Origin of the sequence: Roseivivax isoporae LMG 25204, from assembly GCF_000521865.1 — a bacterium.
In the GTDB taxonomy this organism is placed as follows: domain Bacteria; phylum Pseudomonadota; class Alphaproteobacteria; order Rhodobacterales; family Rhodobacteraceae; genus Roseivivax; species Roseivivax isoporae.
On the sequence record NZ_JAME01000018.1, the window covers coordinates 1 to 22,348 of the forward strand.

A 22,348-nucleotide genomic window follows, 5' to 3' on the forward strand; every position below is an offset into this window, starting at 1 on the left:
GCAGCCACGCGATGACCGCCAAGACGGCGAGCGCCGGCAGCACCGCCGCCCAGAGCCACGATCCGTCGAACCGCGCGATCTCGGGCAGCGCCACCGGCGGCACGACCTGCCCCGCGTCGGGCAGCGGCGGCGACGTGAAGACCCCCGGGACGATCGCCACCGCCAGCGCCGCGACGGCGAGCCCCGCGCCGAGCGCCCCCGCCACGGGCCGCGCGCGACGGGCCGCGGTGCGCGGCGCCTCCGGCATCGGCGCCGGGGACGGCGCGGCCACGCCCGGGAATGCCTCCGCCGCCTGCCGCGCGCGCTCGGCCGCGAAGGCGCCGCGCACCCGTGCGAGCTGCGCCCCGTCGCGCACCACGATCCACAGCGTCGCGACCGGCAGGCCCAGCCTCAGCCATTCCACCGCCGCCTCGAGAAGCGGCGGCATCACCGCCTCGGGCGGCCATCCGGCATCGCCCGTGGCCGGCACCGGCATCGCGACCACCTGGTCGCGCATGTCCTCGAGAAAGGGAAAGAGCGCGCGGAAGAGTTGCCCCACCACCTGCGGCGGCGGCCCGATCCGCGCGGGCTCGAAACAGACGAGCCGCCCGAACCCTGCGCCCGCGACCGGCTGCGACAGCCACGCGCCCGTCGTGGCCGTCAGGTCCCGCGCCTTGTCCCGCGCGAGCGCCGCGACCGACACGCCCTGCCGAACCAGCTGGCCCACCAGCGAGCCGTCCGTGGGCATGTAATCCCCCGGCAGCGCCGAGATCACGAGAAGGTCGACCGCCTCGCCCGGGTCGATCCGGGCAAGGTCGCCCAGCGCCAGCACCACCCGCCGCCGGACGCCGTCGCAGGTGACGCCGATCTCCTCCACCGGGCTGAACATCCGACCCCCGTCCTGTCCCGCGCATCGCGCGCGAGCATAGCAGAGGGCGGCGCCCGGCCGGAGGGGGCTTTTCCCGGTCCGGGCCTCAGAGCGTCGCGAGCATCGCCTCGCCGCCCGACACCTCGCAGACGCCCGGGCCTTCCTCGACGTGCAGCGTCTTCACGACGCCGTCCTCGACCAGCATCGCGTAGCGGCGCGAGCGGTTGACGAAGCCCACCGGCGGCGCCGAGAATGCCATGCCGATCGCCTGCGTGAACGCGGACTCGGCATCGGCCAGCATGACGATGCCCGCCTCCAGCGCGCCGGTCTCCTTGCCCCAGGCCTGCATCACGAAGGGGTCGTTCACCGACACGCAGACGATGTCGTCCACGCCCTTCTCGTCGAAGGCGTCCTTGGTGCGGATGAAACTCGGCACGTGCGCCGTGGTGCAGGTGCCGGTATAGGCGCCCGGCAGGCCGAAGATCACGACCCGGCGCCCGCTCACCAGCGCGTCGAGGTCCACCGTCTCGGGGCCGTCCTCGCCGATCCTGAGAAACGTCGCCCCGGGCAGCTTGTCGCCTTCCGAAATCGCCATGTCGCCGTTCCTTTCGATGAATTGCCATTTCCGCGCCCAGACATGTAGGGTCTCCCGGCGGAAAGCAATCGACATGTGGCGGAGACGGCGATGGACGATGTGGTGGTGATCGGCGCAGGCCAGGCCGGGGCATCGCTGGTGGCGCGACTGCGGGCAAGGGGCTATGCCGGCCGGCTCACGCTCGTCGGCGCCGAGCCCGTCCCGCCCTACCAGCGCCCGCCGCTGTCCAAGGCCTACCTCCTCGGCGAGATGACCGCCGAGCGGCTCTACCTGCGCCCCGAGAGCTTCTATGCCGAGCAGGACATCGCGCTCCGGACCGGCGCGCCCGCCACCGCCATCGACCGCGCGGCGCGCACGGTCACCGTGGGCGGCGAGGCGCTGCGCTACGACGCGCTCGCGCTCACGACCGGGTCGGTGCCGCGCCGCCTGCCCGCGGCCATGGGCGGGCATCTCGACGGCGTGGTGACCGTGCGCAGCCTCGCCGACGTCGACGCCATGGCGCACCGCTTCGGCCCGGGCGCCCGCGTGCTCGTGGTGGGCGGCGGCTATATCGGGCTCGAGGCGGCGGCGGTCGCGGCCAAGCGCGGCCTCGCGGTCACGCTGGTCGAGGCCGCGCCGCGCATCCTCGGCCGGGTCGCGGCACCCCAGACGGCCGACTATTTCCGCGCGCTCCACCGCGCCCACGGCGTCGACATCCGCGAGGGCACGGGCCTCGACCGGCTCGAGGGCGACGGCGCGGGCCGGGTGCACACGGCGCGCCTCGCCGACGGGACCGACCTGCCCGTCGACTTCGTCGTCGTGGGCGTGGGCATCGCGCCCGACACGGCACTGGCAGAACAGGCGGGGCTCGAGATCGACAACGGCATCGCCACCGATGCGTCGGGCCGCACCTCCGACCCGGCGATCTGGGCGGCGGGCGACTGCGCGTCCTTCCCGCACGCGGACGGACGGCTCCGGCTCGAAAGCGTGGGCAACGCCATCGACATGGCCGAACGGGTCGCCGACAACATGCTGGGCACCCCCGCGCCCTACCTGCCGAAGCCGTGGTTCTGGTCCGACCAGTATGCCTGCAAGCTGCAGATCGCGGGCCTCTCGGCGGGCCACGACCGCGTGGTGACCCGTGGCGACGGCCGGGGCGAGGACGCGGGCGCGGTGTCGTTCTGGTATTTCCGCGACGGCAGGCTCATCGCCATCGACGCCATGAACGATCCCCGTGCCTACATGGTGGGCAAGCGGCTGATCGAGGCGGGCGCGACGCCCGATCCCGGCGCGGTGGCCGACCCGGCCACCGATCTCAAGGCGCTCCTGAAGGGCTGAGCGGACATGCGGATCGTCGCCGGACGCCATCGCGGCCGCCCCCTGACGCCCCTCGGCAAGGGCGACCCGGCGGCGCATCTGCGCCCCACCACCGACCGCGTGCGCGAAAGTCTCTTCTCGGTGCTCTCGGGCGGCCGCTTCGGCGACCCGATCGCGGGTGCGCAGGTGCTCGACCTCTTCGCCGGGACCGGCGCGCTCGGGCTCGAGGCGCTGTCGCGCGGCGCGGACCACGTGACCTTCGTGGAAAGCGGCCGGCGCGCGCTGACGCTGCTGCGCGCCAACGTGACGCTCCTCGGCGCGGACGCGGAGACCGCGATCCTGCCGCGCGACGCGACGCGCCTGCCGCCCGCCACCGGGCGCCCGGCCGACCTCGTCTTCCTCGATCCGCCCTACGGCGCGGGGCTCGGCGGCCGCGCGCTCGAGACGGCCCGCGCGGGCGGCTGGATCGCCGCGGACGCCCTCGTCGTGTGGGAGGAGAACGCGCCGCAAACCCCGCCCGAGGGCTTCGCGCTCCTCGAGCAGCGCCGCTACGGCGACACCCATGTCACGCTGCTGGCGCCCGCCTGACCCGCCTCAGCCCGGCACACGCAGGCAGGCCATGTAGAATCCGTCCATGCCGCCGGCCGCGGCCCAGCGGTCGGGCCGGAGCCTGAGCCCCCCGGTCGCGTTCCGCCACGCGGGGTCCGCGCCCTCGGGCAGCACGTCCTCGACCACGAGGCCGGGATGGCGCGCCAGCGCCTCCTCCACCTGCACCTCGCCCTCGTCGGGGATCAGCGAACAGGTGCAGAAGACGAGCCGCCCGCCCGGCGCCACGCGCGCGAGCGCCGCGTCGATCATCTGCGCCTGCAGCGCGATCAGTTCGGAAATGCCCTCGCCCTGCCGTGCATGCGGCAGGTCCGGATGCCGCCGGATGGTGCCCGTGGCCGAACAGGGCGCATCGAGCAGCACCGCATCGAACGGCCCGCCCTCGTAGGTCAGCGCGTCGGCCACCACGATCTCGGCGGCGAGGCCCGTCCGCGCGAGGTTCTCCTCGAGCCGCGCCATGCGCCCGGCCGACGCGTCGAGCGCGGTCACCCGCGCGCCGCCCGCGGCGAGCTGCAGGGTCTTGCCCCCGGGCGCCGCGCAGAGGTCGAGCACATCGAGCCCCCCGACGTCGCCCAGCATGCGCACCGGCCACGCGGCGGCGGCGTCCTGCACCCACCAGGCGCCCTCGTCGTAGCCTTCGAGCGCCGACACCTGGCCCTGCGTGGCAAGCCGCACGCTGCCTCCGGGCAGCACCGTGCCGCCGAGCCGCGCGGCCCAGCCCGCGGCGTCGTCCTTCACGCTCAGGTCGAGCGGCGCGCCGGCCAGGTGCGCGCGCTCCATGGCCGCCACGTCCGCCCGGCCCCAGGCGGCCACCAGCGGCGCGCGCAGCCAGCCCGGCAGCTTCGGCACCGGCAGGGCGTCGAGGTCGGGCGCCGCCTCCGCCACCTGCCGCAGCACGGCATTGGCGAGGCCGCGGAATCCTTCGGTCTTCTTGGAGGCGGCCACGATTGCCACCGCGTCGTTGACCACGCCGTGCGCCGCGCCGCCGCGGGCGATCTCCAGCGTGGCGAGCCGCAGGGCGTTGCGCACCCGGAGCGGCGGCGCCTTGCGCAGGAACGGGGCCAGCACCGCGTCCGCGCGCGGCAGCTCGCGCAGGACCGAGGTGGCCAGCCGCTGCGCCGCCGCGCGGTCCTCGGGCGCAAGCGCCGCGACACGCGGTCCCGCCAGCGCCTCGGACAGGAGCCGTCCCTCGCCCAGCACCTGCCCCAGGAGGTCGATCGCCGCGCGGCGCGCCGGAGACGGCCCGTCGCCCCGGGCCTGCGGCGCGGGCGCGGCGCGCGGATCGCGGCGCGTGGCGGCGCGGGGGCTCTTGTCGGACGGGCGGGGGCGGCGCATGGGCGGGGTCACTCCGGAGGGTCGCGCGGGGACCCGGCGGGCGGCGCCGTCTTGTCCCGCGGGGCGCCGCGCGTATATCAGGGGGGTCGAGCGAAGGAAAGCGACCATGACCGACGCAGAACGCCCCCGCGACCTGCCCCCCGCCGCCCAGCGCGCGCTGGCCGAGGCCGAGGAACGCCGCCGCGCCGCGGAGGCGGCCGAGGCCGCGCATCCGCGCCCCGTGGAACTCGGCGGCCGCAAGGGCCCCGAACCCGTCCGCTACGGCGACTGGGAACGCAAGGGCCTCGCCATCGACTTCTGAGGCGCCCGGCCGGTCAGTCCAGCCGGAACCCCGCCGACTGGCCCGAGCCGCGGTCCGAGGTGAACCGAACCCGGTCGCCGTCCGCCGTCACCAGCTGGCAATTGTAGCCGAGATCGTCGCCGCCCCAGTTCAGGTCCCGGCAGAAATAGCCGTCCTGCCATGTCCACTGGCCGGTCACGTCCCAGCCCGCGCCGGTCCCGCTGATCGCGCCGTCCTCGGTGACGGACAGACTCACCAGCGGGCGCGTCAGCGTCTTTCCCACCACGAGGTCCACGAAATCGCCCCGGTCCGTCACCGGCGCGAAATCGGCCGCGGCGATGCCCGCGGCCAGCGACAGCGGCGCCGCGAGGGCGGCCGCAGCAAGAAACGTCCCGTTCACAGGTCCGGTCTCCTCATGCCGTTGCATGTGAGGAGATACGGAGCGGCACCCGGTTCCGGTTCACCGCTCACGCAAGCGTGACGGGCTCAGAGGCCCAGCACGTCGGTCATGTCGTAGCGCCCGGGCGCCTTCCCGATGCCCCAGAGCACCGCGCGCAGCGCGCCGCGAGCAAAGATGCCCCGGTCGGTTGCCATGTGGCGCAGCACCACCCGCTCGCCCGGCCCGGCGAACAGCACGTCGTGCTCGCCCACGATGTCGCCGCCGCGGATCGCCGAGAACCCGATGGCACCCGGCTTGCGCGCGCCGGTGATGCCGTCGCGCCCGCGCTCGGCCACGTCCGACAGGCGCACCCCGTGCCCCTCCGCCGCGGCCTCGCCCAGCATGAGCGCGGTGCCCGACGGTGCGTCGACCTTGCGGCCGTGATGTGCCTCGACCACCTCCACGTCCCAGTCGGGGCCGAGCGCCGCGGCCACCTGCCGCGTGATCTGCACCAGCAGGTTCACCCCGAGGCTCATGTTGCCCGCCCGGATCTGCACCGACCCCGTGCCGGCGCTCCCGAGCTCGTCGAGCTCCGCGTCGGAAAATCCGGTCGTGCCGATCACGTGCACCGCGCCCGCGGCACCCGCGGCGCGGGCAAAGGCGATGGTCGCCGCCGGCGCGGTGAAGTCCACCACCGCCGCCGCGCCCTCGAGCGCCGCGCCGAGATCCGACCCGACGATCACGCCATTCTCCGTCCCGCCCAGCATCAGGCCCAGATCCTGCCCGATCCAGTCGTGGCCCGGCCGCTCCAGCGCGCCGGCAAGCCGCAGCCGGTCCGACGCGGCGATCTCCTGCACCAGCATCCGGCCCATGCGGCCGGACACTCCCGTGACCACGACACCCGGTTCCGCTTCCATGACCCGCACTCCCTCTTTCGCGCAGGCTTCCCTTACAGCGCGACCCGTCGCTTGGCAAAGCACCGCGCCTCGCCTAAGTGGGAGGGATGGGCAGGAACCGATTCAACCAGGGCGACGGCCCGACCCAGCGCCAGCTCCGCGTCGGCGAACTGATCCGCCGCACGCTGTCGGACGTGCTGATGCGCGGCGATCTGCACGACCCCGACCTCGCGGGCGTCTCGATCACCGTGGGCGAGGTGCGCGTGTCGCCCGACCTCAAGGTGGCCACGGCCTATGTCGTGCCGCTCGGCGGCAAGGGGCAGGACGAGGTGGTTAAGCTCCTCGCCCGCAACAAGGCCGAGCTGCGCCGCATGGTGTCCAAGGAGCTGACGCTCAAGTTCGCGCCCGACCTGCGCTTCCGCGTGGACGAGACGTTCGACCGGCTGGACGAGGCGCGCCGCCTCTTCTCGTCGGAAAACGTGCGCCGCGACCTCGACGACTGAGGCCCCCATGCGCCGCCTCTCCGCCCTCGCCGCCGCGACGCTCGCGGCGCTCCTCGGACCTTCCGCGGCGGACGCGCTCGAATGCGGCACCGCCGACCACGCCGGCACGACCTACACGGTCTGCCGCGTGGACCTCGCCACCGACGACCTGCGGCTCTTCCTCTACCGCCCGGACGGCGCGCCCTGGGGCCAGTTCACCACGCTCGACGCTGCCCTGGCCGAGGACGGCAAGCGGCTCGCCTTCGCCATGAACGCGGGCATGTACCATTCCGACCGCCGGCCCGTCGGCCTCTATGTCGAGGACGGCGAAAAGGCCGCCTCGATCGTGCCGAATCCCGGCCCCGGCAATTTCGGCCTCGTGCCGAACGGCGTCTTCTGCTTCGGCGAGGGCAACGCGCGCGTGATAGAGACGCGGCGCTTCATCGACGAGGCGCCCGCCTGCCGCTACGCCACCCAGTCGGGCCCGATGCTGGTGATCGACGGCGACCTGCATCCGCGGTTCCTGACCGACAGCACGTCGCGCTACATCCGCAACGGCGTCGGCACCACCGGCGACGGCACGACCGCGATCTTCGCCATCTCCGAAAGCCCGGTCACCTTCCACGAGTTCGGCACGCTCTTCCGCGACGTGCTCGGAACCGACCAGGCGCTGTTCCTCGACGGCAACATCTCGCGCCTGCACGCACCTGCCCAGGGGCGGTCGGATTTCGGCCGCACGCTTGGTCCGATCGTGGGCGTCGTGGCGCCCAGGGACTGAACACCGCACCCTCCGCGGGCCCGAATCCCTTCCCATGCCGCGCAGCCCGTGGCTATCCTGTGACCGCCGCGCCCGGCCCCTCCGGTTTTTCGCGGCATCCAGTTTTTCAGGGGAGGACATCGCTTTGGACGAGAAACTCATTTTCGCGGGCGTGGGCGGCGCGGTCATCGGCGTCGTCATCGGCATCGTGGCGGGCGGCGGCACGCCGGACCTGACCGAGATCCGCGGCGCCATGGCCGAGGCGGTCGCGCCGGCGTCCGAGGAAAGCGCGGCGCTCTCGGGCCGCGTGGGCGGTCTCGAGGAAACGCTGGCGGGTCTCTCCGAACGCCTCTCGGGCATCGAGACGCAGCTCTCCGAGGCGCCCGACCCCGCGGAGGGTCTCGCGCCCCTGCAGGAGGAGGTCTCGGGCCTGCGCAGCAGCATGGAGGAGGAGCTCGCCACCCTGCGCGGCGCCCTGCAGGAGGGGCTCTCGGCCGCCGCCGACGCACAGGCGGGCCTGCAGGAGAGCCTCTCGGGCCTCGGCGAGGGGCTCGGCTCGCTCTCCACCGCGCTCTCGGCCATGGGCCCGGGCGGCGGTGCGGGCGGCGACGCCGCGTCCGGCGGGGGTGGCGATGCCTCCGCGCCGGCCCCGGAGGGGTCCGGCTCTGACGCCGCGAGCTCGGACGACGCGGCCTCCGGCGAGGACGGGGCCACGGAGGAGGCCGCCGCCGAGCCCAGCCCCGAACCCGCGCCCGAAACCGGCGACGAGCTTTCGCCCGGCATGACCGCGATCTTCGCCGACGGCGCGGTGCGCGTCTTCGTCTCGCGCATCGACACCGAAACCGGCACCGCGCGTCTCATCATGAACGGCGCGCCCGCGGTGCTGCCCGCCAACGCCAAGCGCATCGTCGCGGGCGACGGCGAGCCCTGCCTCGTCCGCCTCGACGGCGTGAACGAGTCGGGCGCGCAGATCTCGGCCATGTGCGGCGCCGACATCCCCGAACCCGAGGGCGTCGGCATGGGCGAGACCGCGATGCTGGGCGATGGCGCCGCGCGCGTCTTCGTCTCGGGTGTCAGCGCCGACGGCCTGACCGCCCGCGTCGCGGTGAACGGCATCTCGCCCCAGCAGGTGCGCGTGGGCGAAAGCGTGCCCGCCGGAACCGAGGGCTGCACCGTCTCCGTCGACGACATCGACCGCGGCCACGTGACCTTCGGCTACGCCTGCGGCGACTGACCCCGGCGGCGGGGCGCCATCGCGGCGCTCCGCCCTTCCGGCCCCGGGCAGGACCCCGCGCCACTTGCACCTTCCGCCTCCGCCTTCTACCTCCTGACGGAGCCCAGACAGCGCGGAAGTGCCCATGTCCCACGATCTCGACGCCCTGACCTCGCAGCTCCTCGACGCCGCCCGCGCGGCTGGCGCCGACGAGGCCGACGCGCTCGCCCGCGCGGCGACCGCGCTTTCCGTCGACGTGCGGGGCGGCGCGCTCGAACAGGCGGAACGCTCGGAATCGGTCGAGATCGGCCTGCGCGTGCTCGTCGGGCGCCGCGTCGCCACCGTCTCGGGCTCCGACCTGCGGCCCGAGAGCATGGCGACCATGGCCGAACGCGCCGTCGCCATGGCCCGCGTCGCCCCCGAGGATCCGCATGCCGGGCTCGCCGACGCGGTGCAACTCGCGCAGGGCTGGGACATCGCCGCGCTCGACCTCGTCGACCCGGACCCCGCCCCGGACCCCGCCGCGCTCGAGGACGCCGCCCGCCGCGCCGAGGCCGCCGCCCGGGCCGTCTCCGGCGTCAGCCAGATCGACAGCGCCGCCGCCGGCTGGTCCTCCGCGCGGATGCACCTCGCCGCCACCAACGGCTTCTCGGGCGGCTATGCCCGCACCTCCCACGGCCTGCACTGCGTCGCCATCGCGGGCGAGGGCACCGGCATGGAGCGCGACAGCGACTTCGACAGCCGCACCCACGGCGCCGACCTCTCCGCCCCCGAGGAGATCGGCCGCCGCGCCGCCGAGCGCGCGGTCGAGCGCCTGTCCCCCCGCCGCCCCAGGACCGGCGCCTATCCCGTCCTCTTCGACGAGCGCGTCGCCGCCTCCCTCGTCGGCCATCTCCTCTCCGCCGCGAACGGCGCCGCCATCGCCCGCGGCGCATCCTGGCTGCGCGACCGCCTCGGCGACCAGGTCCTGCCCGACACGCTCTCGCTCACCGAGGATCCGCACCGCCCGCGCGGGCCCGCCTCGCGCCCCTTCGACGGCGAGGGGCTCGCCACCAGGCCCCGCGCCATCGTCGCCGAGGGCCGCCTGGCCGAGCTCACCCTCGACCTCGCCGCCGCGCGCAAGCTCGGCCTCGCGCCCACCGGCAATGCCAGCCGCCAGCCGGGCGGCGGCCCCGCCCCGGTCAACTGGAACGTCGCGCTCACCCAGGGGGCGCGCAGCCGCGACGCGCTCCTCGCCGAGATGGGCACCGGCCTCCTCGTGACCTCCATGATCGGCGCCACGATCAACCCCAACACCGGCGACTATTCCCGCGGCGCCGCGGGCTTCTGGGTCGAGGGCGGCGTGCCCGTCTACCCGGTCTCGGGCGTCACGCTCGCGGGGTCCCTGCCCGACATGCTGCGCCGGATCGTGCCCGCGAACGACGCCCGCCCCTGGCTCTCGCGCGCCGTCCCCTCGCTCCTCGTCGAAGGCCTCACCCTTGCCGGAGACTGACCTCGAGCTCCTCGTCCGCGCCGCCCACGCGGCGGCCGAGACCGCGACGCGCCACGTGGGCCGCCCCCTCACCGTGACCGAGAAGCCCGGCGGGCAGGGGCCGGTCACCGATGCCGACCTCGCGGTCAACGACACCCTCTCGGGGGTGCTGCAGACCGCCCGTCCCGCCTATGGCTGGCTCTCCGAGGAAAGCGCGCTCGACCCGACGCGCGCCTTCGCGCCGCGCACTTTCATCGTCGACCCGATCGACGGCACCCGCAGCTTCATCGACGGGGGCGAGGTCTGGGCCCATTCGCTCGCCGTGGCCGAGGGGGACGCGATCGTGGCCGCCGTCGTCTACCTGCCCATGACCGGCAAGCTCTACACCGCCGAGAGGGGCGCGGGCGCGGCGCTGAACGGCGCGCCCATCCGCGTCTCGGGGCGCCAGCGGCTCGAGGGCGCGCGGGTGCTCGCCACCGCCCCCAACATGGCGCCGCGCTTCTGGCCCGAGGGGGTGCCCGACGTGCGCCGGTCCTACCGCCCGTCGCTCGCCTACCGCATGTGCCTCGTGGCCGACGGCTCCTTCGACGCCATGTGGACCTTCCGCGACACCTGGGAATGGGACATCGCCGCCGGAGCCCTCATCGTCGCCGAGGCCGGAGGCCGCGTGACCGACGGCACCGGAGCCCCCCTCCGCTTCGTCACCGACCGCGCCATGGCGGACGGGGTATGGGCGGGGGTTGGGAGGTGAAACGCTCAGACCACTATTCTTCAATCATTGACAATTCGATCTTTGACAGCAGCGTGTTTACGCTTTGTGGTTCCAGAGCCCAGCGGTAGGCTGGATGTATCTCCCACTTGAACCCAAACTGCGCTCGCGTATTCATCAGAAGCTGATTCTCTTCAAAGTGTTTCCTCACTATATACCCGTCTTTCTCGAAACGGGCAGTCACGAAATCACATTTGTAGAGAAACCTCGCGAGATTCTGCGCCGTCACTCTCTCTCCATTGGTGAAGTTAAGGGAAAGACTTGTTATAACCCCCTGAAGTTTTGAATAAATCTGTCCATCATCAAAAACTGGCCCAACACCAGCCTCACGCTCCTTAGCGGTTTGGCGCATACCGAGAAGAACATCCTCAATCTGTGGAAGCTCAGTCTTAAACTCGTTAATTACATCGCGAAGCCGTTCGTTACTGTACTTCTCAAAAACTCTTTGCAGATGCCCCGACTGGATAATTTGTGAGTCATCAATTGCCGCCTCCTTGGCCGCATAATAAAAAAGCTTTACCAGATCTCTAGGCCTCTTCCGAACTAATGTCATTAGCACCCGGTAAGTATCTTCCCGCTCCCACTTCCCCCGACCCTCAAAAACTGGAGTAATTACCTTATTCATCTTGATCGCAATATCTTTTTGCCGCATGGAAATAAGTTTCTTCTCATCCACCGCCTCTCCAAAGTAGGTAGCCACGCGCTTTGCCATAGCGGTAAGAATTTCGTGGTTGGACCAAATCAACCAGATGATGTTTGACTCAATTTTATCCGTCGATTCATCGGAAGTTCTCACAAGATGATAAACGTCAGTGCGCAAGCCAATCCGAAATTGGATTTTGTCATCTTCTCCAGCCATGTCTCGAACGGCGTTTAGAAGTGCAGAAATATTCTGAATGTCACTAGGGCGCGCCTGCCAACCGCGGTCAAGATCATCTAGGTAAATTCGGACTCTCTGACCCAAACGAAAATCATGAACTTTCTTACGGCCTTCATCGTCCAGGGAGGGTTCCGCAGATTTAAAGTGCTTCCCCAATGACGATAGCAAATGACGGACACCGCCTGTTATGGGATTCACTGAAGTCGCTTCCTCGAATAGACCTGCCGCTTCCAAAGATTTCTTTACGATCAGAGTACTCAGCCCAACCTTCCAATTTTCGACGAGAGCCAGAAAACTGGAAGCCTCCAAGTCTATTCCCGAGAAAACGTCGTTCGGTCGAATCCACAGCGTCAGAAACCCTTCCTCCGCATCCTCAATGTGGCAAATCTTTAGGAGCGCGCTCTTCCCAACGCCTTTGTGCCCCACTAGTATTCGTATTGGGAGATCAGCCTTCAGATTATGGTATGCCCTGTTCCTAAAAAAGTATGCCTTCAACCTATCCGGATTCTCGTTTTCTGCATCTACACTTCCAAATATCTCATAGATCGTTTCGTCCGTAAAGATCGGCATTTCCCTCATCTCCCTGTGCCTTACGTGGCCACCCTGCCACTGGCCTCATAAGCCGATATTGCCTCCGCAGTAGCTCAAGTACCTCAAGCGCATGAGAGTACAGGTCTGCGCACTGTTTGCGGCGATATTCAACGACGTTTCCATAGTCTGGCGGCGGAAGCCCTTTAGGGTTTGTCCGTCGCTCAACGTCCTCCGCCTCCCTACTTATTCTAAACATCCAAGCTGTAATATGTGGATTTAGAAACTGCCACTCAATCCTGGAATCTAAATATAGTCGCGGCATCTGGGTGTTGAACTTAACATCCATGACATCATATTCGTTCACGCTCAATTCTGAGTTTTCCTGCATTTCTCTACAGAGGTCACAAAATACCTCCAATTCAACGGCACAGTATATCGCAGCGAGATTTGCGCGCCTCTGTGTCCGAATCGTTTCCATTACAAAATCCCGCACCAAGCCAATAAGCCCGGCGAGGATCTGAGCCATGATCGCCGCAATTGCGCCAATACTAGCAGCAGAAATTGCGAGCCCCTCTGGTGTGGCAAATAATTCAGAAAGTGAAGACACTCAGCTGCCTCAAATTGATCGCCTCATCATTTTCCTCTCACTTGAGGATCATTCCATTCTACCAACAAGCTTGCACATTCGAGCGCAACTGCCAACGGAAGTTGCTTTGTTAATAGCGAAATAGCGCCATTGGTAACTTTCCTCATCCCTCCTCCTCCCCCTTCAACAGCCAGTCCGCCGTGTCCCCCCAGTTGTGGCGGCGGCGGGCCTCGGCGACGACCTTCTCGGGGCGCATGACGGCGTCGGTGGCGTCGGGGCCCTTCAGCACCTTGGCGAGCTTGAGGTGCATGAAGGCGCGCAGGACCTTGTTCATGCGCGGCTGGTAGCCCGGCCCGATCTTGCGGAAGAACCGCACCACGTCCGCGTCGAGCCGGATCGTCACCTTGACCGTGCGGCCGTCGCGGTGGTCGGCGTCGCGGCTGATCTCGTGCCATTCGGCCGGCAGCCCGGTGCGCGTCCAGGTGGCGAGAAAGAACTCCTTCTCGATCATCTCGAGCGCGTCGACGGCAAAGGAGTAGTGGATGCGCTCCCCCTTGCTCAGCCGCCGGATGTCGAGCGGTTCGAGGTCCTCGTGCATGTCGGTTCCGTGCCTCCAGCTGGGCGGCCCGCCGGCAGGGCGGTCCGCGGTGGCGGGCAGCCTCGCCCGGGCCGGGTGAACGGGCGGTAACCGGCCCGTCCGCCCGTTGCGCCGCGCCCTGCGGATGCCATACGCATGCCATACCCGAACCGGCCCGGGGGATCCGCGGGGCGCTTGACCGCGCCCGGCGCTCCTGTAGGGTCCGCGCGGGGAGGACAGGACAGCCCAGGGAGCCCCGCATGCAGCGTCTTCACCTCGTCTTCGGAGGCGAGCTCGTCAGCCCTTCCGAAAACAAGTTCCGCAATGTCAAGGACATACACGTCGTCGGCATGTTCCCCGACTACGCCTCCGCCTACGTCGCGTGGAAGGAATGGGCGCAGAAGACCGTGGACAACGCGCACATGCGCTACTTCATCGCCCACCTGCACCGGCTGCGCGACGAGGAAGCCCCCGCCTCGCCCACCGAGGAGCTCAGCTAAGCCCTTGGCCCGTCGGCCCTTTTCGCTCAGCGCGTATCTCGCCTTCGCAGGCCGCAGGGCGCCCGGGACGGCGCCCTTCTCGGGTCCCGCCGCGCGGCCCCGGGGGCCGCTCGTCTGGCTGCACGCGGGCTCGGTGCCGATCGCGCGCGCGCTCGCGACCCTCGCCCAGCGCCTCGCCCAGCAGGTGCCCGAGATCGCCGTGCTGCGCACCGGCGCCTGGGAGGACGGCGCCCAGCCGCTGCCGCCCGAGAACCTGCCCGACGCCCAGCGGTTCCTCGACGCCTGGCGCCCCGCGCTCTGCCTCTGGGCGTCGACGACCCTCAACCCCGCGCTCCTGTGGTCCGCGAAAACCGCCAACATCCCGCTTTTGCACGCGGATCCCGGCGGTGACGCGCACGCGGCGCAGGCCCCGCGCTGGCTGCCCGACCCGGTTCCGGGAACGCTCGCGCTGTTCGACACGATCTTCACGCCCGACGCCGCCGCCGAGCGCCGCCTGCCCCGCGTGATGACCGGCGCGCTCAACCTGCAGCGCACCGGCCCCCTGACCGAGACCACGCTGCCCCTCGACTGCGACGAGACCCAGCACGAGGATCTGCTGACCGCCCTCGCCGGCCGCCCCGTCTGGCTCGCCGCGCGCCTGCAGCAGGGCGAGCCCCGCGCGGTGATCGAGGCGCATGCCCGCGCCGTCCGCCTCGCCCACCGCCTGCTGCTCGCCATGGTGCCCGAGACCGAGGCCGCGGCCGCCGAGATGCGCGCCATGGCCGAGGCGAGCGACCTGCGCCTCTGCCGCTGGTCCGACGGCGACTTTCCCGACGAGAACGCGCAGGTCGTGCTCTGCGACGGGCCCGCCGATCTCGGGCTCTGGTACCGCCTCGCACCGCTTTCCTTCCTCGGCGGATCGCTCTCCGCCGGCACCGGGGGCACCGATCCGCTCGAGGCCGCGGCGCTCGGCACCGCGATCCTCTACGGCCCGAATGTAGGCCGCTACCTCGCCTCCTATACCCGGCTCGTGGAGGTGGGCGCGGCGCGCATCGTGCGCGACGTGGACAGCCTTTCCGGCGCCGTGTCGCAGCTCGTGGCCCCCGACCGCGCCGCCGCCATGGCGCATGCGGGCTGGGATGTCGTGTCCGAGGGCGCGGGCGCCACCGACGCCGTCATCGAGCGCATCGCCGCGCTGCTTGACGCCGCCCCGCGCAGGACCCCCGCATGAAGGCGCCCGCCTTCTGGGACCGCCCGCCCGACGCGCCGGGTCTCCGGGCGCGGGCGCTTTCGCCCCTCGGCGCGCTGACCGCGCGACTGACCGCACGGCGGCTCGCCCGCGGCCCCTGGAGCCGGGCGCCGGTCCCGGTGATCTGCGTGGGCAACCTCTCGGCCGGCGGCACCGGCAAGACGCCCACGGTGATCGCGCTGCTCGAACGGCTCGCGGCACGCGGCGTGGCCGCGCACGTGGTCTCGCGCGGCTATGGCGGCAGCCTCGCTGGTCCGGTGCGGGTGGATCCGAACCGGCACGACGCGGGGCAGACCGGCGACGAGCCGCTCCTGCTCGCGGCCTTCGCGCCGGTCTGGGTGGCACGCGACCGGGCGCTCGGCGCGCGGAAGGCCGCAGAGGCGGGCGCGGACATCGTGATCCTCGACGACGGCTTCCAGAACCCCGCGCTCGCCAAGGACCTCTCCATCGTCGTCGTGGATGCGGGGGCTGGCTTCGGGAACGGGCGCTGCCTGCCGGCCGGGCCGCTGCGCGAACCGGTGGCGACGGGGCTCGCCCGCGCCGATCTCCTCCTCAGCATCGGGGACGCCGCCGCGCAGGCACGGTTCGCCGCGGACTGGCCGGTGCCCGAGGGGCTGCCGCACCTGACGGGCGCGCTCGAGCCCCTGCCGACCGGCATGCCGTGGGAGGGGCTGCGCGCCCTCGCCTTCGCGGGGATCGGCCGGCCGGAGAAGGTCTTTGCCACTCTCCGCGGGCTCGGGGTCGACCTCGTGCGGGCCGAGGCGCTCGAGGATCACCAGCCGCTCACGCCGGCGCTGCTGACCCGGCTCGAGACCGACGCACGCCGCGCCAACGCGCAGCTCGTCACCACGGAAAAGGACGCGGTCCGCGTGCCGCAGGCCTTCCGGCACAAGGTGCTGACATTGCCCGTGCGGCTCCGGATCGACGACTGGACGGCCCTCGACGCCCGGCTCGACGCGCTTCTCTGAGCCCTACTCCGCGGCCATCTGCCGCGGCTGCGCGGGTCCGATCGCGGCGATCTCGGCGATGATGCCGCGCAGGACGCGCCGGAACGCGTGGAAGTTCGCGTTCGGCCGGATGCGGCTTTCGTCCATGTAGATCGCGCGGTCGATCTCCACCTGCACCGCGTGCTGGCGTCGCGCCGGGCGCCCGTAATGCTGGGTGATGTAGGCGCCGGCAAAAGGCGTGTTGCGCGACACCGTGAAGCCCGCCGAGGCGAAGGCATGCTCGATCCGGTCGACCACGTGGGCCGAGGCCGACGCCCCGAACCGGTCGCCGATCACGATCTCGGGCCGCCGCGCGCCGCCGCGCGCCACCCCGTCCACCGCCTCGTGCGGCATGGAATGGCAGTCGATCAGCACCGCCTCGCCGAACCCCGCATGCGCCGCGTCGAGAAGGCCGCGCAGCGCCGCATGATAGGGCCGCCAGTAGCCCTCGATGCGCCGCTCGGCCTCGGACAGCGGCAACTTGCCACGGTAGATCGCCCGTCCGTTCGCCACGACCCGCGGCACGACGCCCAGTCCCGAGGCCACGCGCGGATTGTGCCCGGACTGCCGCACCCCCTCGATCAGCGCGGGGTCGAGCTCGTCCGCCGCGCGGTTCAGGTCGACGAAGGCGCGCGGCGCCCCCGCCTTGAGAAAGGCCGCGCCGAATTGCGGCGCGCAGTCGAACAGCCGGTCCACATAGGCGTCCTCGGACGAGCGGATCGAATGCTCGTCGAGCACGGTGTGGCGCAGGAACGACCAGGGATAGTCCCGCCCGCTGTGCGGCGAGGCGAAGACAACGCAGGAGGTCGGCGCCTCCGGACGGAAGAGGTGATAAGGGACCTTCGGCATGCGCACTCCTCGACATCCAACATAGACCGATTTCCGGCAGTGCCAAAAGCCCCTTGATCCCGCCCGCGACTCCTTTTATAGGACGCCCCTACCGGCGCGGGGCTCCCGCGCCCCATTTCTTTCTGGGGTGCAGACGGGGCCGGAAGCGCGGGGAATAACGGGCGGTTAGCTCAGCGGTAGAGCACTACGTTGACATCGTAGGGGTCACTGGTTCGATCCCAGTACCGCCCACCATCTTCACCGCTCCGTCGGGCCGTCCTGGGCCCCGGGGCGCCCGGAAACACACCCAGGGCGCGGCCTGCTGAAAGGCTCGCGCGCCGCGCCATGAGGAGAGACCCGATGAAGGTCAAGAATTCGCTCCGCTCGCTCAAGAACCGCCACCGCGATTGCCGCGTGGTGCGTCGCAAGGGCCGCGTCTACGTCATCAACAAGACCCAGCGCCGGTTCAAGGCCCGCCAGGGCTGATCCAGACCGACGTCTGCGTGGGATGTGCGGCCGCCTTCGGGCGGCCTTTCCGCGTGTGGGTCTCGCTCAGTGCCGCACCGGCGCGGGCCCGAGCGATCCGCGCACCCTGAGCGCCGGCGCGATCCGCACGATCCGCGGCGCGATGCCCGGCGCGACCAGCTGCTCGAGCAGCAACTCGGCGCTTCGCGCCCCGATCTCGAGCAGGTCCATGGTGACCGTCGTCAGCGGCGGATCGATCATGTCGACGAGCGGAATGTCGTTGTAGCCCGTCACCGAGATGTCCGCGGGGCAGGACAGCCCCCGCGCCCGGCAGGCCTGCAGCGCTCCGACCGCCACCAGGTCGTTCACCGCGACGATGACCCCGGGGGCGGCGGTTCGTCGGTCGAGAAGCTCCAGCGCCGCGCGCCGCCCCTCCGCCACGTCCATCCGCGTCACGAAGGCCATCCGGTCCTCCGGCAGGTCGCACCCATGCGCGGCAAGGCTCGCCCTGAGGCTCTCCAGACGCTCGCGCGCCGTGGACAATCCCTGCGGCGCCGCGATCGCCGCGATGTCCCGGTGCCCCTGCGCCACGATGACATCGACGAGCGCGCGCATCCCGGCCGCGCAATCGTTCACCACCGCGCTGCAGGCGCCCGCCGCATCGCGCCGCAGCACCGACACGAGCGGGATCGCCGCCGCCGCCGCGCGCGCCACCACCGGGTCGTCGAGCCGCGTCGTGCCCAGAATCACCCCGTCGACCATGCGCGACGACATCTGCTCGAACATCGCCGCCTCGGCCGCCGGATCGTAGCCGGTATTTCCCGTCACCGTCATGAAGCCCGCGTCGAGCAGCCGCGATTCGATGCCCCGCAGGATCGGCGGATAGACCGGGTCGGTGATGTCGTGGACGATCACGCCGATCGACCGCGTCGACCGCGTGCGCAGGCTCGCGGCGATGGCGTCGGGCCGGTAGCCCAGGCGGTCGGCGGTGGCCCGGATGCGGTCGGCCACCGCCGGCGACACCCGCCGGTCGGGCGCCGCGCGCAGGACGCGCGACACCGTCGAGGGATGAACGCCCGCCGCCTCGGCCACGTCGACGATCTTCACCCGCGGGGCGGCCCCGGCGCGGGGCGCCGGGCGCGTGTCTGGGGTGTCGTGCTCGCTCATGCCCGGCGGGTCCCGGCCTGCCTGTCTTGCGGGGTGCGTCCTGTCACCCGAACCAGCGGTCAATGTAGACGAGGTCCGGCCAGGCTGTCAGCAGGGCGAGCACGAAAATCATCATGAGCGCGAACGGCGCCGCTCCCATGAACACGTCGCCCAGCGTGATCCGCTCGTCCTGGAGGCACCCCTTGATGACGAAGCACGCCATGCCGAGCGGCGGCGTCAAAAGTCCCACCTCGACGGCGATCACCGTGATGATGCCGAACCAGATCGGATCTGCCCCGAAGCCCTGCATCACCGGCAGGAACAGCGGCACCATGATCAGGATGATCGACACGCTGTCGATGATCGTCCCGAGGAACAGGATCACCAGCACGTAGACGAGGATCACGACGAGGAAGCTCTCGGTCGCCGTCTGCACCATCGCCCCGATCTCGATCGGCACCCCGGCCAGCCCCAGCGACCGCGTGTACATGGTCGCCGCGATGACGAGGAAGCAGACCGCCGCCGTCAGGTGCCCGGTTTCCTTCAGCACGCCCCAGAACGCGCCGAGCGACAGCTTGCGCCGCACGACCGCCAGGAGCAGCGCCGCCAGCGTGCCGACCGCGCCTGCCTCGGTGGGCGTGAAGATGCCGCCGTAGATGCCACCGAGGACGATCCCGATCAGGCCCACGATCGGCGCGGACTTCGCCACGATCTCGCGCCCGCTCCGCCGCGACGGCGGCAGGTCGACCCCGACCGGCCCGCCGCCCGCGACGGCGACGCCGTCGGGTGTCGCGAACCGCCCGGTCTGGTCGAACACGAAGGCGGGCACGAGGTAGGCCATCGCCACGATGCCCCCGCAATAGACCGCGGACAGGATGATCCCCGGCCCGATGCCGGCAAAGAACATCTGCCCGATCGATTGCTCCGTCAGGATCGCGTAGATGATCAGCAGGATCGAGGGCGGGATCAGCATGCCCAGCACCGACGACCCCGCCACGGTGCCCACCGCGAAGCGCGGCGAATAGCCGAGGCGCAGCATCTCGGGCACCGCCACGCGCGTGAACACCGCGGCCGAGGCGATCGACACGCCGGTGACCGCCGCGAAGACCGCGTTGGAACTGACGGTGGCAAGCCCCAGCCCGCCGCGGATGCGCCGCAGGAAATGGTCCCCCACGTCGTAGGCGTCGCGCCCCACATCCGACGCCGACATGATGAGCCCCATCATCACGAAGAGCGGGATGACCGCGAAGGTCTGGTCCGCCACCCCGTCCGACGCGGCGAGCGTCAGCAGCTTGGCCGCGAGCCACGGGTCGCCGTTCTGCAGCCAGACCGACGCGAAGGACACGAGGCTCAGCGCCACGGCCACGTGCATCCCCGCGTAGATCAAGGCGACGATCACGCCGACCGACAGGAATCCGATCTCGAGCCCGGTCATGGCGCCGTCCCCCCGAGCTCGCGCAGCCGCCGCACGGCCAGCACGAGGAATTGCAGGCCCGCCGCGACGCTTCCGACCAGCATGACCGCCTCGAGCGGCCAGGTGGGCGCGGTGAAGATCCCGACGTTCCCCTTGAAGTAGCCGCGCGTCCACGCGTCGATGACCCGCGGCACCTGCCCCCACGCGATGACCGCGAAGACGAAGACGCCCGCGAGGTTGAAGAAGAGCCGCAGTCCCGACGTCGCGCGCCGCCGCCCGCCCCGCTCGAGAAGGCCGAGCAGCGCGTCCGACCGCGTCAGCCGCCTGCCCGCGACCGCGTGCGCGATCGTCAGGTAGACCACCGCGACGACCCCCATCTCGGTCAGCTCCAGCGTCCCCGCGAGCGGCGCGTTGGCCAGCCAGCGGCCGAACACGTCGACGTTCACGACCACCACCATGGCCAGCACGATGAGCGCCCCCGCGGTATTCATCGCCGTCGTGAGCGGCGTCAGTCCCGGCGTGGGCTCCGGCACGGCAAGGTCGGGCGGCACCGGGCGGGGGGCATCCCCCCCGCCGCCACCGCCGTCGCGCCCCGCGCTCACTGGTCCCACTGGCGCGCGATGGGCTGTTCCGCCTCGCGCATGGCCTGCATGTAGTCGGCGAGGATCTGCTGCGCCGGCACGCCTCGCGCCTCCAGCGCCTCGGCCCATTCCTGGGCGAGGTTCGGCAGCGTCTCGGCCCAGGCCTCGCGCTCTTCCGGATCGATCTCGACCACCGTTCCGCCGTTCTCGAGCACGGTCTCCCGCGCCTGCGTCCCGAGCTCGGCCGCGAAGGTGCCGAGGTCGACGCCGAACTCCTGCGCCGCGGCGACCATGGCCTCCTGGACCGGCGCGGGATAGCTGTCCCAGGCTTGCCGGTTCACGTTGATGACGTAGCTGTTCACCCCGCCGAGCTCGGCGTTGAAGTAGTGCCCGCACACCTCGTACATCTTGAGCGACACCACCGCCTCGCCCCAGACCATCATGGCGTCCGCGACCCCGGTCTCGACCAGCTGGTAGAAGTTGCCGAGCGTTCCGGTCACCCCGGTCGCGCCCGCAGGCTCGATCCAGCGCAGGTTCGGCCCCGCGCCGGCGACCTTCAGCCCGTCGATGTCGGCCATCGACTCGATCGGCCGGGCAGAGCAGAGGATGTAATTGTCGGGAATGCCGCTTACCGACAGCGACACCTGGTTCAGCGCGTCCCACGTCTCGTCGAAGGCCGGGTATTTCTCGACCAGCCCGTCGACCACCTCGTGGATCAGCACGAGGTCCGTCGTGGTGAACGGCGTGACATAGCCGATCTGGTAGACCGGCAGCTTGTCCGCATGGAACGCGGTCGGGATCACGCCCATGTCGGCGAGTCCCGTCTGGATCGCCTCGAGCTCGCCCGCGGGCTTTGCGAGCGTGCCCGAGAACGCCTCGCGCCACGCGATCTCGTAGGCGCCGGTCTCGGCCAGGCGCGCGTCGACGCCGGGCATGAAGCTTTCCTGCAGCAGCTTCACCACCGCCACCGACGGCGAGAAGCCCGACACGATGGTGACGTCGATCGTCTCCTGCGCCGTGGCCGGCAGGGCAAACGCGGCGGAAGCCAAGAGGCTCGCGGCAAGCGTGATGGGTCTGGTCATGGTCGTCCTCCCTTGATGCTGGGCCGCCCCGGCCGGGACGGCCGTCGGTCCGTCAGATCGCGACGGGATCCCCCGCGTTCAGGCGCAGGGTGTGCGTGATGTCGTTGGGCTGGGCGAGCGTCGCCTCCACGAAGCAGCCCCGCCGCGCGCCGTCCACCAGCGCCCGCACCCTCTCCTCGGGCGCGTCGCTCTCGAGCGCGATGTCGATGGCGAACCCGACCGGTCGCGCCGCGTACGGCACCTCGGGATCGGACACGGCTTCCCAGTGCGCGCGGCAATTCACGGTCAGCGCGCGCACGTCGATCCGGCCGCGCTTGGCGAAGACGCGGATCTGCGTCATCAGGCAGCCGACGAGCCCCGTCAGGAAGAATTCGAGCGGCGTGGGCGAGGTGTCGTCGCCGCCCTGGAAAGGACCCTCGTCGGTGGGCAGCATCCGCGTCACCTGGAACGGCGCGTGCGCCGTGTTCGTCACCTCGTTGCGCAGCTTGCCCACGCAGACGCCCTCGGACTCGAACACCACCTCGAAAAGCCTGTTGTCCGCCATCATCCGTCCTCCCTTTCGCGCACTTGCGCAAACGTTTGTTCATGCGGATCAGGAGAGGCGGAGGGGGCGTTTGT

The 22,348-nt window shown here is 70.8% G+C and carries 27 protein-coding genes and 1 tRNA gene; 14 read left to right on the forward strand and 14 right to left on the reverse strand.

The annotated features are described in order from the left end of the window. Positions 1-868 (reverse strand): hypothetical protein (locus RISW2_RS23540; protein ID WP_211238698.1); only part of this gene is annotated, 868 nt, incomplete at its 3' end. Between the two features lie 85 nt (positions 869-953). Beyond that, complete coding sequence (locus tag RISW2_RS12415) at positions 954-1,442, reverse strand: peroxiredoxin (protein WP_043771641.1); 489 nt, start codon at positions 1,440-1,442, stop codon at positions 954-956. Positions 1,443-1,532: 90 nt separating this feature from the next. On the opposite strand from RISW2_RS12415, the gene RISW2_RS12420 reads away from it, so the two are divergent. Next, complete coding sequence (locus RISW2_RS12420) at positions 1,533-2,759, forward strand: NAD(P)/FAD-dependent oxidoreductase (RefSeq protein WP_043771643.1); 1,227 nt, start codon at positions 1,533-1,535, stop codon at positions 2,757-2,759. A 6-nt stretch (positions 2,760-2,765) separates the two neighbouring features. Continuing rightward, a complete protein-coding gene (gene rsmD / locus RISW2_RS12425) occupies positions 2,766-3,326 on the forward strand; it encodes a 16S rRNA (guanine(966)-N(2))-methyltransferase RsmD (RefSeq protein ID WP_043771645.1) in 561 nt (186 codons plus the stop codon). Between the two features lie 6 nt (positions 3,327-3,332). On the opposite strand, the gene RISW2_RS12430 is transcribed toward rsmD, so the two are convergent. Further along, positions 3,333-4,679, reverse strand: coding sequence for an RsmB/NOP family class I SAM-dependent RNA methyltransferase (locus tag RISW2_RS12430; RefSeq protein ID WP_084615378.1), 1,347 nt, complete (start codon positions 4,677-4,679; stop codon positions 3,333-3,335). A gap of 106 nt (positions 4,680-4,785) precedes the next feature. Between RISW2_RS12430 and RISW2_RS12435 the strand changes: the two genes are divergently transcribed. After that, complete coding sequence (locus RISW2_RS12435) at positions 4,786-4,980, forward strand: DUF1674 domain-containing protein (protein ID WP_043771649.1); 195 nt, start codon at positions 4,786-4,788, stop codon at positions 4,978-4,980. A 13-nt stretch (positions 4,981-4,993) separates the two neighbouring features. Here the strand turns inward: RISW2_RS12435 and RISW2_RS12440 are convergent, their stop codons facing one another. Together RISW2_RS12440 and dapB are read right to left on the reverse strand one after the other, a co-directional pair. Beyond that, on the reverse strand, positions 4,994-5,359 hold the full coding sequence (locus RISW2_RS12440) for a hypothetical protein (protein ID WP_043771652.1): 366 nt from the start codon (positions 5,357-5,359) through the stop codon (positions 4,994-4,996). An 86-nt stretch (positions 5,360-5,445) separates the two neighbouring features. After that, positions 5,446-6,255, reverse strand: a complete 810-nt coding sequence (gene dapB, locus RISW2_RS12445) for a 4-hydroxy-tetrahydrodipicolinate reductase (RefSeq protein WP_043771654.1) — start codon at positions 6,253-6,255, stop codon at positions 5,446-5,448. Between the two features lie 86 nt (positions 6,256-6,341). On the opposite strand from dapB, the gene rbfA reads away from it, so the two are divergent. The 5 genes from rbfA to RISW2_RS12470 all read left to right on the forward strand — a co-directional run bounded on the left by rbfA (position 6,342) and on the right by RISW2_RS12470 (position 10,908). Then, positions 6,342-6,737: a 30S ribosome-binding factor RbfA gene (gene rbfA / locus RISW2_RS12450; RefSeq protein WP_043771660.1), complete on the forward strand. Its 396-nt coding sequence runs from the start codon at positions 6,342-6,344 to the stop codon at positions 6,735-6,737. A 7-nt stretch (positions 6,738-6,744) separates the two neighbouring features. Next, a complete protein-coding gene (locus tag RISW2_RS12455) occupies positions 6,745-7,494 on the forward strand; it encodes a phosphodiester glycosidase family protein (protein ID WP_043771663.1) in 750 nt (249 codons plus the stop codon). Positions 7,495-7,618: 124 nt separating this feature from the next. Further along, complete coding sequence (locus tag RISW2_RS12460; RefSeq protein WP_043771666.1) at positions 7,619-8,707, forward strand: hypothetical protein; 1,089 nt, start codon at positions 7,619-7,621, stop codon at positions 8,705-8,707. A 124-nt stretch (positions 8,708-8,831) separates the two neighbouring features. Then, entirely contained in the window at positions 8,832-10,178 is a 1,347-nt protein-coding gene (locus tag RISW2_RS12465) for a TldD/PmbA family protein (RefSeq protein ID WP_043771669.1), read from the forward strand. After that, the gene (locus RISW2_RS12470; protein WP_043771672.1) at positions 10,165-10,908 is read left to right on the forward strand and encodes an inositol monophosphatase family protein; all 744 of its coding nucleotides are present in this window, start codon (positions 10,165-10,167) and stop codon (positions 10,906-10,908) included. The genes RISW2_RS12465 and RISW2_RS12470 overlap by 14 nt, the downstream gene beginning before the upstream one ends. Before the next feature lie 13 nt (positions 10,909-10,921). On the opposite strand, the gene RISW2_RS24565 is transcribed toward RISW2_RS12470, so the two are convergent. Continuing rightward, the gene (locus RISW2_RS24565) at positions 10,922-12,376 is read right to left on the reverse strand and encodes a P-loop ATPase, Sll1717 family (protein WP_156943844.1); all 1,455 of its coding nucleotides are present in this window, start codon (positions 12,374-12,376) and stop codon (positions 10,922-10,924) included. Next, on the reverse strand, positions 12,345-12,863 hold the full coding sequence (locus tag RISW2_RS25055; protein WP_162164326.1) for a hypothetical protein: 519 nt from the start codon (positions 12,861-12,863) through the stop codon (positions 12,345-12,347). Before RISW2_RS25055 ends, RISW2_RS24565 begins: the two co-directional genes overlap by 32 nt. On the opposite strand from RISW2_RS25055, the gene RISW2_RS24570 reads away from it, so the two are divergent. Further along, positions 12,862-13,068 (forward strand): hypothetical protein, encoded by a 207-nt coding sequence (locus tag RISW2_RS24570; RefSeq protein WP_156943845.1) that lies wholly within the window; start codon positions 12,862-12,864, stop codon positions 13,066-13,068. The two genes, RISW2_RS25055 and RISW2_RS24570, sit on opposite strands and share 2 nt — an antisense overlap. A gap of 18 nt (positions 13,069-13,086) precedes the next feature. Here the strand turns inward: RISW2_RS24570 and RISW2_RS12475 are convergent, their stop codons facing one another. Next, positions 13,087-13,521 (reverse strand): BrnA antitoxin family protein, encoded by a 435-nt coding sequence (locus RISW2_RS12475; RefSeq protein ID WP_043771674.1) that lies wholly within the window; start codon positions 13,519-13,521, stop codon positions 13,087-13,089. 239 nt (positions 13,522-13,760) lie between these two features. Between RISW2_RS12475 and RISW2_RS12480 the strand changes: the two genes are divergently transcribed. From RISW2_RS12480 to lpxK, 3 genes are read left to right on the forward strand one after another with little or no spacing between them, the layout of a single operon-like run. Next, positions 13,761-14,000, forward strand: coding sequence for a DUF4170 domain-containing protein (locus tag RISW2_RS12480; RefSeq protein ID WP_043771677.1), 240 nt, complete (start codon positions 13,761-13,763; stop codon positions 13,998-14,000). 4 nt (positions 14,001-14,004) lie between these two features. After that, positions 14,005-15,210 carry a 3-deoxy-D-manno-octulosonic acid transferase gene (locus RISW2_RS12485; protein WP_043771680.1) on the forward strand — a complete coding sequence of 402 codons (1,206 nt, stop codon included), beginning with the start codon at positions 14,005-14,007 and terminating at the stop codon, positions 15,208-15,210. After that, positions 15,207-16,196 carry a tetraacyldisaccharide 4'-kinase gene (gene lpxK / locus RISW2_RS12490; RefSeq protein WP_043771685.1) on the forward strand — a complete coding sequence of 330 codons (990 nt, stop codon included), beginning with the start codon at positions 15,207-15,209 and terminating at the stop codon, positions 16,194-16,196. The genes RISW2_RS12485 and lpxK overlap by 4 nt, the downstream gene beginning before the upstream one ends. 3 nt (positions 16,197-16,199) lie before the next feature. Here lpxK and RISW2_RS12495 read toward each other — a convergent pair whose 3' ends face one another. Next, positions 16,200-17,063: an N-formylglutamate amidohydrolase gene (locus RISW2_RS12495; RefSeq protein WP_043771688.1), complete on the reverse strand. Its 864-nt coding sequence runs from the start codon at positions 17,061-17,063 to the stop codon at positions 16,200-16,202. A 159-nt stretch (positions 17,064-17,222) separates the two neighbouring features. Between RISW2_RS12495 and RISW2_RS12500 the strand changes: the two genes are divergently transcribed. Continuing rightward, positions 17,223-17,297, forward strand: a tRNA-Val gene (locus RISW2_RS12500). Between the two features lie 105 nt (positions 17,298-17,402). After that, positions 17,403-17,528 carry a type B 50S ribosomal protein L36 gene (gene ykgO, locus RISW2_RS12505; RefSeq protein WP_008562923.1) on the forward strand — a complete coding sequence of 42 codons (126 nt, stop codon included), beginning with the start codon at positions 17,403-17,405 and terminating at the stop codon, positions 17,526-17,528. Positions 17,529-17,594: 66 nt separating this feature from the next. On the opposite strand, the gene RISW2_RS12510 is transcribed toward ykgO, so the two are convergent. Genes RISW2_RS12510 through RISW2_RS12530 form a run of 5 tightly spaced genes read right to left on the reverse strand, consistent with a single transcriptional unit; the run spans position 17,595 to position 22,274 of the window. Next, positions 17,595-18,674, reverse strand: coding sequence for a LacI family DNA-binding transcriptional regulator (locus tag RISW2_RS12510; RefSeq protein WP_051492004.1), 1,080 nt, complete (start codon positions 18,672-18,674; stop codon positions 17,595-17,597). A 43-nt stretch (positions 18,675-18,717) separates the two neighbouring features. Next, positions 18,718-20,088, reverse strand: a complete 1,371-nt coding sequence (locus tag RISW2_RS12515; protein WP_043771696.1) for a TRAP transporter large permease — start codon at positions 20,086-20,088, stop codon at positions 18,718-18,720. Then, positions 20,085-20,618, reverse strand: a complete 534-nt coding sequence (locus RISW2_RS12520) for a TRAP transporter small permease subunit (protein WP_051492005.1) — start codon at positions 20,616-20,618, stop codon at positions 20,085-20,087. The genes RISW2_RS12515 and RISW2_RS12520 overlap by 4 nt, the downstream gene beginning before the upstream one ends. Positions 20,619-20,665: 47 nt before the next feature. Continuing rightward, on the reverse strand, positions 20,666-21,730 hold the full coding sequence (locus RISW2_RS12525) for a C4-dicarboxylate TRAP transporter substrate-binding protein (protein ID WP_043771699.1): 1,065 nt from the start codon (positions 21,728-21,730) through the stop codon (positions 20,666-20,668). 52 nt (positions 21,731-21,782) lie between these two features. Continuing rightward, positions 21,783-22,274, reverse strand: coding sequence for an OsmC family protein (locus RISW2_RS12530; protein WP_211238699.1), 492 nt, complete (start codon positions 22,272-22,274; stop codon positions 21,783-21,785). Positions 22,275-22,348: the final 74 nt, after the last annotated feature.